Origin of the sequence: Lentzea sp. HUAS TT2 (assembly GCF_051853195.1) — a bacterium.
Classification (GTDB): Bacteria; Actinomycetota; Actinomycetes; order Mycobacteriales; family Pseudonocardiaceae; genus Lentzea.
Window position 1 is genome coordinate 5375649 of sequence record NZ_CP196667.1, and the last position, 15974, is coordinate 5391622.

General features: G+C 71.3%; 12 protein-coding genes. 3 read left to right on the forward strand and 9 right to left on the reverse strand.

The features are described 5' to 3' along the window. Nucleotide 1 precedes the first annotated feature (1 nt). From ACSHWB_RS26835 to ACSHWB_RS26855, 5 genes are read right to left on the reverse strand one after another with little or no spacing between them, the layout of a single operon-like run. Entirely contained in the window at nt 2-2608 is a 2607-nt protein-coding gene (locus ACSHWB_RS26835) for a PKD domain-containing protein (protein WP_439656048.1), read from the reverse strand. Continuing rightward, nucleotides 2605-4875 carry a transglutaminaseTgpA domain-containing protein gene (locus ACSHWB_RS26840; protein ID WP_439656049.1) on the reverse strand — a complete coding sequence of 757 codons (2271 nt, stop codon included), beginning with the start codon at nt 4873-4875 and terminating at the stop codon, nt 2605-2607. The genes ACSHWB_RS26835 and ACSHWB_RS26840 overlap by 4 nt, the downstream gene beginning before the upstream one ends. Beyond that, a complete protein-coding gene (locus tag ACSHWB_RS26845; RefSeq protein ID WP_439656050.1) occupies nt 4872-5990 on the reverse strand; it encodes a DUF58 domain-containing protein in 1119 nt (372 codons plus the stop codon). Before ACSHWB_RS26845 ends, ACSHWB_RS26840 begins: the two co-directional genes overlap by 4 nt. Nucleotides 5991-6049: 59 nt before the next feature. After that, on the reverse strand, nt 6050-7006 hold the full coding sequence (locus ACSHWB_RS26850) for an AAA family ATPase (RefSeq protein WP_439656051.1): 957 nt from the start codon (nt 7004-7006) through the stop codon (nt 6050-6052). Between the two features lie 35 nt (nt 7007-7041). Then, the gene (locus ACSHWB_RS26855) at nt 7042-8343 is read right to left on the reverse strand and encodes a helix-turn-helix domain-containing protein (protein ID WP_439656052.1); all 1302 of its coding nucleotides are present in this window, start codon (nt 8341-8343) and stop codon (nt 7042-7044) included. A gap of 445 nt (nt 8344-8788) precedes the next feature. On the opposite strand from ACSHWB_RS26855, the gene ACSHWB_RS26860 reads away from it, so the two are divergent. Beyond that, entirely contained in the window at nt 8789-9436 is a 648-nt protein-coding gene (locus tag ACSHWB_RS26860) for a hypothetical protein (protein WP_439656053.1), read from the forward strand. Between the two features lie 3 nt (nt 9437-9439). On the opposite strand, the gene ACSHWB_RS26865 is transcribed toward ACSHWB_RS26860, so the two are convergent. The 4 genes from ACSHWB_RS26865 to ACSHWB_RS26880 form a co-directional block, all read right to left on the reverse strand. Further along, nucleotides 9440-10246: a hypothetical protein gene (locus ACSHWB_RS26865; protein WP_439656054.1), complete on the reverse strand. Its 807-nt coding sequence runs from the start codon at nt 10244-10246 to the stop codon at nt 9440-9442. Next, complete coding sequence (locus tag ACSHWB_RS26870) at nt 10243-11121, reverse strand: ATP-binding cassette domain-containing protein (RefSeq protein ID WP_439656055.1); 879 nt, start codon at nt 11119-11121, stop codon at nt 10243-10245. Before ACSHWB_RS26870 ends, ACSHWB_RS26865 begins: the two co-directional genes overlap by 4 nt. A 72-nt stretch (nt 11122-11193) precedes the next feature. After that, nucleotides 11194-11823: a response regulator gene (locus ACSHWB_RS26875; RefSeq protein ID WP_439664670.1), complete on the reverse strand. Its 630-nt coding sequence runs from the start codon at nt 11821-11823 to the stop codon at nt 11194-11196. Then, nucleotides 11823-12965 (reverse strand): sensor histidine kinase, encoded by a 1143-nt coding sequence (locus ACSHWB_RS26880; RefSeq protein ID WP_439656056.1) that lies wholly within the window; start codon nt 12963-12965, stop codon nt 11823-11825. The genes ACSHWB_RS26875 and ACSHWB_RS26880 overlap by 1 nt, the downstream gene beginning before the upstream one ends. Nucleotides 12966-13058: 93 nt before the next feature. Between ACSHWB_RS26880 and ACSHWB_RS26885 the strand changes: the two genes are divergently transcribed. Then, nucleotides 13059-13787, forward strand: a complete 729-nt coding sequence (locus tag ACSHWB_RS26885; RefSeq protein WP_439656057.1) for an ABC transporter ATP-binding protein — start codon at nt 13059-13061, stop codon at nt 13785-13787. After that, nucleotides 13787-15694, forward strand: coding sequence for an FtsX-like permease family protein (locus ACSHWB_RS26890; RefSeq protein WP_439656058.1), 1908 nt, complete (start codon nt 13787-13789; stop codon nt 15692-15694). Before ACSHWB_RS26885 ends, ACSHWB_RS26890 begins: the two co-directional genes overlap by 1 nt. Nucleotides 15695-15974 lie beyond the last annotated feature (280 nt).

Here is a 15974-nt window from a genome sequence, read left to right on the forward strand (position 1 = left end):
GTCATTCGAGATCTTCCAGCAGCACCGTGCTGAATCCGCCGCCGGTGGAGACGGCCAGCACACCCCTGTTGATCTGCGCGGGCACGGACACCGGGTTCCAGCCGTCGTAGCCCCAGCCGACCGCGGTGCCGTCCTCCTTCAACGCCAGGACCGCGGCCCCGCGGGCCGTGATCCCGACGACGCCGCTCAGCGCCTGGGGCGGAACCTGGTCCTCGCCGGCCATGCTCGGTCCACCCCAGGCGAAGACCGATCCGTTCCGCTTGATCACGAAGCAGACTTCGTGGGTCATGGCGATGGCGACCGCGTCGGCCACCGACGGTGCCAGGTCGCGGCAACTTTCCCCCCAGACGACGACGGTGCCGTCCGCCTTCAACGCCATGTTCGTCGTGCCCCCGGCAGCGATCGCGATGACACCGCTCTGCGCCTCTTGCGGCACGTCCGTCAGGCCGAAGTAGCCGTTGTAGCCCCAGGCGATGACCCTGCCGTCGTCCTTCAACGCCAGGCTGTGCAGGGCTCCGGCCGAGATCGCGATCACGCCTTTGTGCACCTCGTCCGGAAGCTGCAACTCCCCGTTGAAGTTTCCGCCACCCCAGGAGAAAACGGAGCCGTCGTCCTTCAACACCATGTTGTGGCGTCCGGCCGAGATCGCCTTCACGCCGCTCCACGCCGGCGGAGGAATTTCGGTGAGCCCGTGTTCCTGGTCGCCCCAGGCCTTGACGGAACCGTCGGTCTTCAACGCGAGGGCGTGTCCCCATCCTGTCGAGATCGCCTTCACGCCGCTCGACACCGACGGCGGAGGCGTCGCCTCACCGTTGATGTTCTGGCTGGACCACGCCTTCACGGCACCCCGCGCGATCCTCACCTCCCGCGACGACTGAGCCGTCTGCAGGCCCGCGGTGATGGTGAGCGACAGCGTGTAGACCCCCGCCTCGGCGAAGGTGTGGGTGAAGTCGGCCGTCCGCGCGGTCACCTCGGGGTTCGTGTTGCCGTTCCTGGTGACCGTCCAGGACCACCCGTCCGGCACCGCGGTCGTGTCGGCGGTGAACCGCACCGACTCTCCCAACACCGGCCTCGGCCGCTGGACGTTGAGCGCGGTGATCCGGATGGGAGCGCCCGCCGGATCCACGATCACCGTGGTCTCCGCCTCCGCCCGCAGACCGCCGGGCAACGTGCTGACGGCGCGCACGGTGAACGTGCCGGCCTGCTGCCAGCGGTGCCGGACGGTGCCACCGGCGGCAACGGCCCCGTCGCCGAACTGCCAGTCGGCGGTGGCGACGCCGGGGACCGTCGGCACCACCATGGTCAGGTCGAACTCGTCTCCGACCACCCCCTGATGGCCCGGCCGCACGAGGATGGAGGCGGCGACCGTGCCCGGACGCGGTTCGACGCGCGACGGCTTGACGTCGCGTCCGGGAACTCCCACGCTGCCCGGCTTCTGCTTGTCGTTGCCGACCTGCACCGCCTGGTCGTGCTGCCCGGAGTCGTCGTGCTGGAACGGCACGTCGTCGGCGGGCTTCCCCGTGTACTTCGTGACGGCCCTGACCTCGCCGGACAGCTCCAGCACCCCGGCCCTGTCGCCGTTCGCGTCGTTGAAGAAGACGATGCCCTCGAAGGCGCGCAGCTCGAACCTGGTCGGACGGTCGAACAGCTGGCGCTCGGCGACCACTCGCGAGGTCTTGAGGTCCAGGATCGTCGCCTGGCCGGTGGAGTAGTCAGGCACGACGACGTGGTCGTCGACCTCGACCGGCGCCCCGAACTCGTCGCCGGCCGCGCCGATCTGGACGGGGGTGGAGCAGGCGTGCGTGCTGAACGCACAAGTGACCAGTTCGCCCCGGTCGACGCTCATCAGGTGCACCCTCGACAGGTCGTTCGACCCGCCGACCACCACCGCGCCGCCGGCCGCCGGGTCCGTGCGGACGGAGTCCCTGGTCAGCCCGTTCTCGGGGTTGATCAGTTCCACCGTGCCGTGCTCGGGATCCACCAGCACGGGATAGCCCTGGGCGATCGCGAGACGGGCGTGCTCGCCCACTCCGGCCCTGGACCGCTTCCGATTCCCGTCCAGCCAGACGAGGTCGCCGGAGGTGTCGTCGACGGCCCACAGCCGTCCGGTGGCGTCCGTGACGGCGCTGCCCGGCCTGATCGACTCGGCCAGCTGCACGGGCTCGTCTCGCGGGGCCCAGGTCGTGGGATCGATCTGCACGACGCGTCCACTGTGGACGTCGATCGCGTAAACCCCTTCCGCCGCGGGCAACAGGGTGAGTCCCTCGCTCGCGGGGAGGACCGCCACCGGTGCGGAGGCGCGTTCGGTCGCGCCGTCGATCGTGCGGAACTCACCGGTCTCACGGTTGAGCGTCGTGGCCGTGCCGCCCATCTGGGCGACCTCCAGCGCCGTGCCCGCCCCAGCGATCTGGACGGAGGACTTCACCTCGGCGGACGCGCCGTCCAGCAGGGTCGCCTCGCCGGTCTGCGTGGACGCGAGCCACGCGGACCCGGACGTCATCCGCACCACCCTGGTCTGGTAGCCCGGCCCCGTCACCAGCGCCGCCGCGGCGATGGTGGCGGTCACGGCGACGAGCGCGACCAGAACCCGACTGCGCCTCGTTCTCATCGGTACCGCCCCATTTCCAGCTGCTCCCCAGCATGCCGCCGTCGCCGGGCGGCGTCCCATTCAGTCCACAGTGGACGTGGATCGACCGCGGCGAGCATCCGTGCCGCGGAGACACGTCGCGGGTAGAGCCCTGCCGTCAGTCGTGCCACCTGGTCCCAGGCGCGGTCGGCGTCGGTGTGACCCAGGTGGTCTGGTGCGTAGATCGCGGTGGTCGCCAGTTCCGCCGTCGTCTCGAAGGGTTCCGCGACGTCGCCGATGCGGCCTCGCACGTGCTCGGCCATCTCGTGGCAGGTGAGCGACACCGGAGGGGAGATGCCGCGTTCGGCCAGCCGGTCGAACTGCTCTCGCCACGCGCCGAGCACCTGCGCCGCGGGGTCTGGGTCGCGGCGCCGGTGTACGCGGCGGCGGGCTTTGACGAGCACCACGACCCCGGCGGCGAGCACGACGAGCACGGCCACCGCCGATGCCAGGACCGTGGTGCCGTCCAGCACGTCGTCCCAGCCGATACCCAGGTCGCTCGCCGTCTCGGTGGGCTTCGACGCGACCGGTGAGCCATCCGCCTGTGCGGTGACCGGCGGGGCCGCGGTCGGCGCCGCCGGGCGCGGCGGAATCACCCGGGGAGCTTCCGCCACCGGTGGGACGTGCGGGCTGTCGCTGGTGAGGGTCGGATCGAACTCGATCCAGCCGTAACCCGCGAACTTCACCTCCGACCACGCGTGAGCATGCGCGGTGGTGACGCCGAAGGTGCCGCTGCCGTCCTCTGTGTCCAGCCGGTAGCCGACGGCGATCCTGGCCGGGAACCCCCAGAACCTCGCGATCGTGGTGAACACCGCGGCTTTCTGCTCGGCGAACCCACCGCCCGCGTCTCCTTCCGCCAGCAGCCGGGCCATGGCCGCGTAGGAGTGCCCCGGAGGACGGTCCAGCCGGTAGCTGACGTCCCGCAGACGCGTTTCGAGGGCCTCGAGCCGCAGGAAAGGGCTTGGGTCCTGGAACTGCGCGGCCAGCGCGCGCACTGCTTCCGGCAGACCGGCGGGGAGCAGTGGCGAGCCGTCCTCTTTCGGAAGAAGTGTCTGCAACGGGACGTCCCTGGCCATCTCGCTCGAGGGCGTCAGGTCGTTCCTCCTGGCGGGCTGACCGGTCACGTCGTAGCGAAACCCCTGCTCCGGGGACTCGGTGCCGATCACGGTGCCCGAGTCGGAGTCGAATCCGAACCGGCCCCTGGGCTCACCAGGCGTGCTCAGCCGAGTCGGCCTGCCGAACACCGGCAGGTACGGCCCGGTCAGGTCCTCCAGTTCGACGTGCGCCGTCACGCTGTCCGAGGTGGCCGTTCCGGGTTCGGAGCTGAGCCGGCTTCCCGCCGTGCGGAACGTGCCGGAGGACCTCCAGGTGGTGCCGTTGAAGCTCTCCAGCGTGGCTGTCCTGAGGTGGGTGACCAGCCCGGTGGCCTCGCCCTCCAGCCGCACGGTGAACAGCGTGCGCGGCGGGTTCTCGTTTAGCTGTCTCCTCACCTGCGACAGCGGGGTGATCGTGTCGGTGAGCGCGACCGGCGGTGCGAGCACGTCGCGGATGTCGAAGCGGTGCTCGCCCGACGCCAGCGGCGCGGATTTGCCGCCCACGACGCCGAACAGCGCCGAGGCGGCGACCGTCAGCACGACGAGGCCGAGCGCGACGGCGGGCTTCGTCGTCCGCCGGCCGCCGCGGCCGGTGGCGGTGACGGCGCTGCGGTGGGCGCGGACCGCGATCAGGCTCAGCGCCGCCATCAGGAACACGACGGTGGCGGTCGGGTGGCTGCCCGCCTGGTCGCCGACGGCGAACACGGCGAACACGTAAGCCGCCAAGGCAGGAGCCAGCGGGGCCGGCACACTCCGCGTCCGCAGGACGAGCAGGACCGCCGAGAACGCCGCCGCCCACATCACCAGCGCGGGCACGACCAGCAGTTCGCTCCACGGGTCGGCGGGCACGGCCGTCGTGAGCAGGCGGCTCCAGCTGCCGCGCATCCCGGCGAGCACAGCGGGCACCGAGCCGTGGAACACACCGGCGACGACGACCAGCACCGGCCCCACGACGGCCGACAACGCGATGGACCACGCCCGACGCGCCAGCGCCGCCGAGACCGCGCCGACGAAGAGCGCGACGCTCAGCGAGGAGAGGTAGCTCTCGGAGGTGAAGAAGTAGCTGTACACCAACGCACCCGCCGCGCAGGCGACCAGTACCAGTGCCACCTCGACCAGCGTCAGCGTGGTACCCGCGCTGATTCGCCACTTCATCGCTGCACCAGCCGGTTCCAGTTGATGGCGAACTGCTCGCTGTTCGACGCGGACACCGCGAGCACGCCGCGTGGCCGGGACAGCGCGGCCGGATCGGACGTGACCAGCTGGGCGAGGTTGATGGAGAGGAACTTGGGGTGCGCCAAGGTGAGCAGGTGCGCAACCGCGGCGTCGGTGCGGCCGGTGATCACGGTCAGCACGACGCCCTGGGTGCTGGAGACGACGTCCCGCACGTGGTCCGACAGTCCGGCGAGGCCCCGATCGGCCGAGGACCTGGCCACGGTGGACAGGAACTCCAGTGCGCTGCTGCCGGACTCCCGTTCGTCGGCCGAGGTGGTGCGGAAGCGGAACGGCAGCCGGGCCTGCTCGGCCGCCACGCAGAACGACGCGGCGACGCGCACGGCGTGCTCGAACATCAACGGCGTCGAGTAGGGGACGGCACTCGTGTCGAGCACGACCAGTTGGCGTGGCTCGTCAGGCACGACCACGTGCCGGGCCATCAGCGTGCCCGCCCTCGCCGTCGCACCCCAGTGGATGCGGCGCCAGTCGTCACCCGGTTCGTACTCGCGCAGGCCGTGGAACGCTGCTCCGCCGAGGGGGGCGCTGCTCACCGTCGGCCCTTCGGCGTCCTGGGGCCCGCCTGCCGCGACCAGGGTGAGGGCGTGCACTCGGGGCAGGACGTGCACCACGTGCGTGCCACTGCTCGCCCGCCCGCGGTGCATGAGCCGCAACGGGTCGGAGTGCCCCAGCCGCACCGGCGGGATCTCGTAGCGGCCGCGCTGAGTGACTGGCAGCGGGTAGCCCACGGTGCACTCGCCGCCCGCGGCCAGCGCGGGCACCGGTACGGAGGTGCGCTGCCCGATGACCGTATCGGTGACCATCAGCGGCGGACTGCGGCGACGGCCGACGTTCCTGACGGTCAGCGCCGCCTGCGCGGCCTCGCCCTCGAACACGCGGCGTGGCTGGACCTCCCGCGCGACCGTGAGCTTCGGTGTCGCCAGCAGCCACAGGACGGCGACCAGCAGGGCGCCCGCCGCGGCGAGGCCGAGCGTCACCAGTTCCGGGTAGTCCGCCCAGATGCCGGCGGCCACCAGACACACGGCGGCGACCGCCATCCACACCCCGGTCGAGGTCAGTCCGGTTCTGGTGAGCCGTGGGCCCCCTGGCTTTGCGCTCACCGGCCAGCCGGCACCGGCGCGGTCGCCAGGACGTCCCCGAGCACCGACTCCGCGGTGCGCTGCTGGATGCGCGCCTCCGGGGTGAGCAGCAGCCGGTGGTTGAGCACCGGCACGGCCACCGCCTTCACGTCGTCCGCGGTGACGTACGGACGGCCGGCGGCCAGGGCGTAGGCCTGGGCCGCGGTGATCATGGCGATGCCGCCGCGCGGGCTCACGCCCAGTTCGACGTCGGGGTGCACGCGGGTGGCGCGGACCAGGCGGGCCACGTACTCGCGGAGCTCGTCGGCCACGCGTTGTTCGCGGACGGCTCGGATCATCAGGCGGAGGTCGTCGAGCTCCATCACGGACTTGAGCTCGTCGGGGCGGCGGCGGGTGACGCCGTAGGACAGGATGCTGACCTCGTCGGCGAGGTTCTCGGGGTAGCCGATGCTGATGCGCATCATGAACCTGTCCAGCTGCGCCTCGGGCAGGGCGTAGGTGCCCTGGTGTTCCACCGGGTTCTGGGTGGCGATGCACAGGAACGGGTAGGGCACGGGGATCGGGCGGCCGTCGACGGTCACCTGGCCCTCCGCCATGACCTCCAGCAGTGCCGACTGGGTCTTGGGGGAGGCGCGGTTGATCTCGTCGCCCAGCAGGATGTGGGTGAAGACGGGGCCCTGGCGGAACTCGAAGCGCGAGCGGCCCTGGTCGTAGACCTGCACGCCGGTCACGTCGGAGGGGAGCAGGTCCGGGGTGAACTGGATCCGCTTCACCTCCGCGCCCGCGATCGAGCGCGCGATCGCCTTGGCGAGCGAGGTCTTCGCCACGCCCGGTACGTCCTCGATCAGCAGGTGTCCCTCGGCGAGCAGGCACACGAGTGCGAGCCTGACCACCTCGGGCTTGCCGCGGATGAAGTCCTCGACGTTCGCGGCCAGCGCCTCGAACCTGCGCTGGAAAATCGCCGCATCGGACACTTCGACGCCCCCATCGTGCTGTGTTCGGTGAATCGTTAGTGGAGCTGACTGCGCAACGCCGCGTTGAGGCGGGGGTAGACCTCGCTGACCGAGGCCTGCCTGCGCTCGCGGCCGAGGAGGCGGGCCAGTTGCCTGAGGTCCTGGCGCACGGTGGCGGAGTCGACCAGGTCGGCGGCGTCGAGGACCTTCGCGGTCAACGCGCTGGCGTGGTCGATGTCGCCGGCGGAGGCGTAGGCGAGGGCACGGCGGGCGCCGAAGCGCGCGTGGGTGCGGTGGGCGCTGTCCGGCACGAGGGACAGCTGGCGGTCGAAGACGTCCGCCGCTTGGCGGGACTGGCCGAGGTCGTGCAGGCACCAGGCCTCGACGAGGCTGATCAGGTCGGCGCCGCTGACCGAGGCCGAGCCCATGGTCATGCCGTCGGCGGTGTCGGCCCTGGCGAGAAGGATGGCGGCGCGGTCGAGCGCGCGGCGGCAGTTGTCGTAGTCGCAGGCCAGCGCGTGGCCCTGGGCCTCACGCAACGCGGCGAGGCCCTGCACGCGCGGAGAGGTGCCCGGTGCGGCCTGCGCCTGCTGGGCCAGGTCTACGGTGCCGGCGGCGTCGTCGCGGTAGAGCGTGATCAGCGCCTGCCTGATCAGCGAGTAGGTGGCCATCTCGGTGTCGCCGGCCGCGGCGCCCATCTCGACGGCGTTGCGGGTCCACCACATCGCGGCCCTGTCGTCGCCCGCCTCCTGTGCCATCCAGCCCGCGTACTCGCTGTAGCGGGCGGCGAGGCCCAGCAGCTGCTCGCGGACGGGGGTCGGCGCGCCGTTGGCCATGCCGCGCAACGTGTGGGTGTGCACCGTGACCATCGGCAGCACCACGCTCGGGCTCGTCGTCTGCCCCAGCTTTCTGACCTCGGAGAACAGCGAGCGGAACGCCGTCAGCGTGCCGTCGTGCGCCGCGCTCGCGGAGGCGGCGCGGGGAGCCCCCAGCGTCAGCCCGAGCAACGAGGCGGCGCCCGTCGCGATCGCCTCGCGCCGAGGCATCGGAACCATCCAGCTCGACCCGTCCGGAGCCATGCTCATCACCCACACTTCGCCGTCGCCGTCGGCCGCGACGGCAGCGAGCGGGCTCGCGGGGGCGGGCTGGTCCACCAGGGCTGCCAGACGTCCACCGGCTCCGAGAACCGCGTCGCAGCGCCGGGCCAGATCAACACCTGGTTGCTTGAAGCCAGTCTCGATCTTGCCCAGATAGCCCTTGCTGTAGTGGACCTGCTGCGCCAGCACCGCCAGCGACAGGCCCGCCGCGGTGCGCAGGCGCCGCAGCTCCACCCCAAAGACATCCGACTGCTCAGCCATGCGTCCCCGCCCTCGACCGCCGCCCCAGCGGCCGGTACCGACCGTTGCAGACTACTGAGCCGCTGGTCGCAGACCCAGTCCCCCCGGAGCGCCGGACGTCGGCGGACGTCTGGCCGCTTCCGAGTCTGATCCGCCGACCTGCGTTATCCCAGGCGTCTCCCGTCGCCTGCGTGAGCAGGAGACGGGAGACCCCTGCCCCCGGGAGTCGTCGCGGGACATGCTGGTTCCGGGCGGCACGCAAGACGCCGGCCGGTTTCTGGGGGTGTGGCGGCAGGCCGGGGCTGGGGGCTCAGCCTGCCGCCACAGACACAAGGGGAGAAGGGGAACCGAAGAGTGAACAGGGACTGGACGGGCGCGCCCTCCTGACCACGCGTCACCCGGTCGTGCGCCTGGTCAACTGCGCCAAATCCGCGCCGGAAGATCACGGATGTGCTGGACTACCGGCATGGGCTCGCGCACGATCCGTTACACCGCACTACTTGCCTGCATCGCCGCTCTCACGGCCTGCACCGCGCCACCCGAACCACCGGTGGCCTCGCCGGGGCCGGAGCTGGACCCGCAGGCGGTCAACTACGACAACCTGGACTTCGTGAAGTCACGTCCGGCGGTCTTCGACAACAAGTGCGGCACCCTTCCGCGCGATCTCGGGTCGGTGCTCGGGCTCGAGTCGAAGCCGTCCGACGGCATGGGTGGCGGCTGCAACGCGCGGGAGTCGTGGGGCAACCTCTCGATCCACCTGTTCAGCCCGATGTCGAACCGCAAGTCGAAGGCCCAGTACTTCTCCGACGCCTGGAACGGCGACCTCGGCGGGGGCGGCTACTTCCAGCGGTCGATCCTGCTGGACCGCTACTACGCCATCACCAAGATCGCGGGTTCGGTCAACGACAGCTGCACGGTCACCGTCGACACCGGCTCCGAGCAGCCGTTCGAGGTCACTGCCTCGATGGACTTCGACGAGAGCATCGCCCTGTCCACCCAGGACGTCGACCAGCCGATCGACCGCGCCCTGCGCGACTTCTGCCCCAGGGCCAAGGAGGCGGCGGAGAAGCTGCTGCCGCTGATCGACGAGAACGGCGGCAGCCGGGCGCGCTGAGCCTCAGCCCGCGTCGCGCCTGCTGAGCACCACGAGCGAGACGGCGAGCAGCGTCAGCCACACCACCAGCGACGAGATCGTCTGCGGCCACCCCACGCCGTCACCGGCCATGTGCCAGGCCGCTTCGAGCGGGTAGACCAAGCTGAACACCTCGGGCAGCGCCAGCCGGGCCACCGCCAGCATCGGCACGACGACGAAGAACACCGTCAGCGAGCCGCCCGTGTTCGGGATGAGCAGCGAGACGATCAACGCCGTGAGCAGCACCTGCGCGGTGGCCAGCATCGTCACGCCGAGCACCCAGCCGGGCCGTGAGCCGAGCAGGTAGTTGTGGTTCAGCCCCTGTGCCGCGCTCTTGATCAGCAACGGGTACAGGACGAACGTGACCAGCGAGCACACCAGCCACACGCCGGCGAGCACGGTGGCCTGCGCCAGCAGGTAGCGGATGCGCGAGGGCTGCACCAGCAGCGTCGGCTGCACGCTCTTGTACTGCCACTCGCCGGCGACGAGCTTGATCACGGTCGCGAAGACCAGCAGCAGGCCGAGCTGGACCACCATGAGCATCGGCTGCAGCTGCCTGCCCGCGCTCGCGAGGTTGGTCTGCGGCAACGTGAACAGCGCCATCAGCCCGATCAGGAACACCGGCGCGCAGGCCATCACGATCTTGTCCGACCGCGTGCCGACGAGCTTGCGCGCCTCCACCGCCACCAGCCGCCAGAACGACGGCGACTGGGCGGCGCGCGCGGCCCACGGGCCGGGTGCCGGTGCGGGTGCCGCCTGCTGCTGCCACGCTGCCGGATGACCGACGGTCACGGCCTACCTCCACTGGTCAGGCGGAAGAACAGGTCTTCCAGGCTCATCTGCTCCTCGCGCAGTCCCAGCAACGGGATCCCCGCGGCGAACGTGACGGCCGAGACCTGCTCGACCGGCGCGTGCGCGGCCAGGAACCCGTCCGGCGCCGGCTGGACGGCGACCCCGCCCCGTTGCAACGACTCCGCCAGGCGGTGCATGTCCTTGGCGCGCACCAGGGAACGCGACGACGTGGTCAGGCTCGCCAGCGGCCCGTCCGCCACGATGCGCCCGCCGCCGATCACCAGCACGCGGTCGGCGGTCTGGTCCACTTCGGACAGCACGTGGCTGGACAGCAGCACGGTGCCGCCCCGGGAAGCGTGACCCCGCAACAGGTTGCGCACCGCGCGGATGCCCTCGGGGTCGAGCCCGTTGATGGGTTCGTCGAGCACGAGCAACGGCGGATCGGTGAGCAGCGCGTGCGCGATGCCGAGCCGCTGCCGCATGCCGAGGCTGTACTTGCCGATCTTGCGGGTGGCGGCGTCGGCCAGCCCCAGCATCTCCAGCACCTCGTCGGCCCTGCGCGCGGGCACCCCTGCCAGCGTCGCGGCCATCCGCAGATGACCCCGCCCGCTCCGTCCGGGATGGACGGCCGCCGCGTCGAGCAGCACGCCCGCCACGTGGGAGGGGTTGGGCCACGCGGTGAACGCGCGCCCGGCGATCGTCGCCTGGCCGCGATCGGGGCGGGTCAGCCCGGTGATCATGCGCAACGTCGTCGACTTGCCCGCGCCGTTCGGCCCGAGAAAGGCCGTGACGGTACCGGGTTGGAGCTCGAAGCCCACCTGATCCACGACGGTGCGACCCTCATAGGCCTTGGTCAGCCCCCACGCTGCAAGCACCTACCCACCGTAGCGGTTGTCACTGTCCGTCGTGGACTGAACGGCCGTGTCGCGGCGCAGTTGCACAGCGGTTCACCCGCGCAGGTACGTGAGGGCGGCGAGCACCCGGCGGTTGCGGTCCTCGCCCGGCGCCAGGCCCAGCTTGGTGAAGATGTTGCCGACGTGCTTGTTCACCGCCCCCTCGGAGACGACGAGGCTCTCGGCGATCCCCGCGTTCGAGTACCCCTGCGCGATCAGCCCGAGCACCTCGCGTTCGCGGCCGGACAGACCGGCGAGCGGGTTGCGCTTCAGCAGCGTGCGGACCACCTCGGGGTCGAGGACGGTCTCGCCGGCCGCCACGCGGTGCAGCACGGCGACGAACTCCCGCACGTCGCCGACCCTGTCCTTGAGCAGGTAACCGACTCCGGCGCCGAGGTCGAGCAGGGTGGACGCGTAGCTCGGCGCCACGTACTGGCTCAGCGCGACGACGGGCAGGTCCGGGTGGTCCCGGCGCAGCCGCACGAGCGCGCGCAGGCCCTCGTCGGTGAAGCCCGGCGGCATCCGGATGTCGGTGACGACCAGGCCGGGCGCGTGCTCGGCGACGGCCGCGACCAGTGCCTCCGCGTCGCCGACCGCGGCCACCACGGGGAAGCCGAACCGGTCGAGCAACGCCGCGAGGCCTTCGCGCAGCAGGGTGCCGTCCTCGGCCAGGACGGTGCGGATCAGCACGGGAACTCCGCTCGTACGGTGGTGGGGCCGCCGGTGGGGCTGGACAGGGACAGGGTGCCGCCGAGCGCCGCGGCCCGGTCGGCGAGCCCGGTCAGGCCGGTGCCGCGCCCCGCGTCCGCGCCGCCGCGGCCGTTGTCGGTGACCTCGACCCGCAGCACACCGTGCCGCGCCGAGGCCGAGAGCCGGATCTCGGTGGCCGCGCTGTGCCGCAGGGCGTTGCCCAGCGCTTCGGCGGCCACGAAGTAGCCCGCGCTCTCCACGGCCGCCGGTGGCCGTTCGGGAACGGCGCAGTGCACGGTCACCGGAACCGGTGCGCGGTCGGCGAGATCGCGCAGCGCGGCGGGCAGACCCAGGTCCGACAACGCCTGCGGGTGGATGCCGTGGACGAACTCGCGCAGCTCCACCAGCAACTGCTTGGCCTGCGCGTGCGCGGCGGCGACGGACTCGGTGCCGGGGGAGTCCGGTGGCAGCTCCAGCGTCGCGATGCCCAGTTGCATGACGAGGCTCACGACCCGTTGCTGGGCACCGTCGTGCAGGTCCCGTTCGATGCGGCGGCGTTCCGCGTCGAACGCCGTGACGAGCCGTTCGCGTGACTGGGAGACCTGCACCAGTTCGGTTCTCAGGCGATTCCCGGACGGATGCAGCAGAGCGCGCGCGACCGTCGCGTGCACACCGGCCACGAACGCGAACACGTACAGCAGCAAGAGGAACAGCGCCACGCCCGCGAGCGAGTAGGGCAGCGACTCGGACACCGTTCGGGCTTCACCGAACCCGAGGGCGAGCACGCGGTCCGGCGCCACGAAGAACGGGCTCGCGATCAGCACGAGCACCAGCGTCAGCGCCAGCGCGAGCACCAGGGACGGCACCGCCAGCAACGCCACCGCGGCCAGGTAGGCGACGTCCCACCAAGCCGCCGGACCGGCGGGCGCGGTGTGGACGAGCCGCAACCGCCGCCGTTCCAGCGTCACGACGGGACGAGCCACCAGCGGGCCGCCCAGCAGCGCGAACGGCAGCGCGGCCAGGCTCACCAGCGCCGCCAACGGCGTGCTCAGGACGTACGCCACCGCCCGCCACGGCCACCAGCCCAGCAGGAACCGCCGCTGCCGCACGGCCTCCCAGATCGTGTGTTCCCCCACCAGGCCCACCGTAGCCAGGTGGAGTTCTCCCCACCTCCAAGGTGGACATCAACACCAGTGACTCCGGCCCGCGCCGCGCGGTTGGGTTCGTCCATGTCGTACCCAGCCGTGGAACTGCGCCAGGTCACCCGCCGCTACGGAGCCAAGGACACCGCCGTCGCCGCACTCGACGACGTCAGCCTGACCTGCCCCGCCGGCACGTGGACCGCGATCATGGGCCCGTCCGGGTCCGGCAAGTCCACGCTGCTGCACTGCGCGGCCGGGCTGGACCAGGTCACGAGCGGCCGCGTCGTGCTGGCGGGGCGGGACATCACGACGGCACCGGACGGCGTGCTCACCGAACTGCGGCGGCGCTCGATCGGGTTCGTGTTCCAGAACTTCAACCTGATCGGTTCGCTCACCGCCGAGCAGAACGTCGCGTTCCCGTTGAAACTGGCAGGGATCCGTGCCCCCAGAACCGATGTCCGCGGCGTCCTGCGCAGCGTCGGGCTCGCGGACCGGGCGGCGCACCGGCCGCGCGAGCTCTCCGGCGGCCAGCAGCAACGGGTCGCGATCGCCCGCGCGATGATCTCCCGCCCCGCCGTGCTGTTCGCCGACGAACCGACCGGCGCGCTCGACTCGCACTCCGCGAAGGTGGTCCTGAAGCTGTTGCGGGACATGGTGCGCGACAACGGCCAGAGCATCCTGATGGTCACCCACGACCCGGCGGTCGCGGCCAGTGCCGACGCGGTGGTCTTCCTCGCCGACGGACGGCTCGTGGACCGGCTCGACGCACCGGCCACGCACGAGGTCGCCGCCCGGCTCGCGCGGCTGGAGAGCTGATGATCCGGTTGTCGTTCAACACCTTCCGCGAACGCTGGCAGCTGTTCGCCGGGGCCGTGCTCAGCGTGGCCGTCGGGGTCGCGCTCGTGCAGGCCTCGATGCTGATCCTGGTGGCCACGGGGGAGCCGCGGATCCCGGAGGGACTGTCCCGCGAGGCCGAGGACCGGATCCGCGAAGGGTTCGTCGGCGCCGCCACGGTCATGGGCATGACCGCGTTCCTCTCGATGTTCCTCGCGGTCTTCATCGTGAGCTCCACCTTCGGTTTCACCGTCGACCAGCGCCGCCGCGACCTCGCCCTGCTGCGTCTCACCGGGGGCAGCCGCAGCCAGGTGCGGATGCTGCTGCTGTCCGAGTCGGTGCTGCTCGGGCTCACCGGGGCCGCGCTGGGTGTGCCGTTCGGCCTGGTCGCGACCTACGTGCAGACGTGGCTGCTCGCCGAGATCGGCCTGGTGCCGCACGGTTTCACGGCGCCGTGGCGGTGGTGGGCGGTGGTCGTCGCCGGGGCCGGCGGTGTCGGGGTCGCGCTGACAGGGGTGTTCGCCGCCTCGCTGCGCGCGTCCCGGATCCGGCCGCTGGACGCGCTGCGGGAGACCGGGAGGGCCGCCAGGGTCATGACCGCCTCCCGCTGGCTGCTCGGCCTGTCCAGCGCGGCCTGCACGGTCGCCGTGGTCGTGGTGGCGCACGGCGCTAACCTGATCGGCGCGATGCTGGCGGCGCTGGGCATCTCCATGGTCGGCGCCGTGGCCATGAGCGCGCTGAGCCCGCTCGTCGTCCCGTTCACCGCGTGGCTGTGCGGACTGCTCGCGCCCGGCAGCCTCGCCCTGGCCTCGCTGCGCGACGGGGTGCGCCGCAGCGCCGCCACGGCCTCCCCGCTGATCGTGCTGGTCTCCCTGCTGCTCGGGCTGGCGGGCACGTTCGGCTCGCTCGCCGAGGCCGGAGCGGAGGAGGCGAAGCGGTCCCTCGACGCCCACCTCGTCGTCACCTCGACCGGTGAGGAGGCGGAACGGCTGCCCGGCGTCGAGGGCGTCGCCGTCGCGTCCCGGCAGAACGCCGTCGACATCACGATCACCGCGGGGGACCGGCGCGGCGTGTACTCCGGGATCATCGCGGTCGACGCCGCCGACTACGCGCGCACCCACAAACTCGCGCCGACCAGCGGTGACCTGAACGCACTCACCGGTGACACCGTTTTCACCGGCCCGGCCCAGTACTCGGAGTGGATCGGGCTGGGGGAGGTGCTCACCGCGCAGACAGAAGGAGAACCGCTGAGTCTCACCGTCGTCGGAGGACTTCCGGAGACGCTCGAACCGGGCGAGAACTTTTTGGTCCCCCGCGGGATTCTGCCCCGGCAGGTGTGGGCGAACGCGCCGACCGAGACCGTGATCCAGGTCGAACGACAACAAAATCCCGCTGTTGTCGCCGAACGCGTCGAACGGGCCGGTATCGGGCAGGTGCGGACCGTCGAGGATTGGGCGAGGGAGCGAGCGGGCACAAATCAGGCGGGAAACGTGCAGATCCTTACCGTGCTGATGGGATTGGCCGGGCTCTACGCCCTGATGGCCGTCGTGAACTCGGTCGTCATCGCTGGTACCGAACGCCGCCGGGAGTTCGCCGTCTTCCGGGTCTCGGGGCTGCGCAGGCCCCAGGTCGTGCGGACCGCTGTGGCAGAGGCCACTCTCGTGGCGGTCATCGGCCTCGTGCTCGGATGCGCGGTGGCGGCCGCCGGATTGGCGGGCATCGGCGGTTCCGTCCGCGCCTCTATCGGCGTGACCGTGGTGCACGTTCCTTGGACGCTTCTCGCGGTGCTCGCCGCCGGATCCATCACCGTGGTGGCGGTGACCAGCGGAATTACCGCGTTCTTGACGACAGGGGAGCGGCCGGTCTCGTTGATCACGACCAAGGAATGACCTGTGTTGATCACGGTGGCCGCGGTGATCGGCATGCGAATTCGCGAATAGGAGCCGGTGACGGAAAGCGACGTCCGGTTGCGCTCCGTTCTTGCTTAGAAGATGGCCCACGCCTTTGTCAAGTTCGGGGTCAATAGTCGTCGCGTTTCCACTGTTCAGTTAGCAAAAGCCCAGCTCGCCCTCTTTCGTCCGCCCGGTCGCGACGGACCTGACTCCGTGCGAGAGCGCGCACATCACTGCAACAGGTAGGGATCGAACCTGAGAACGGGGGTGTTGCGTT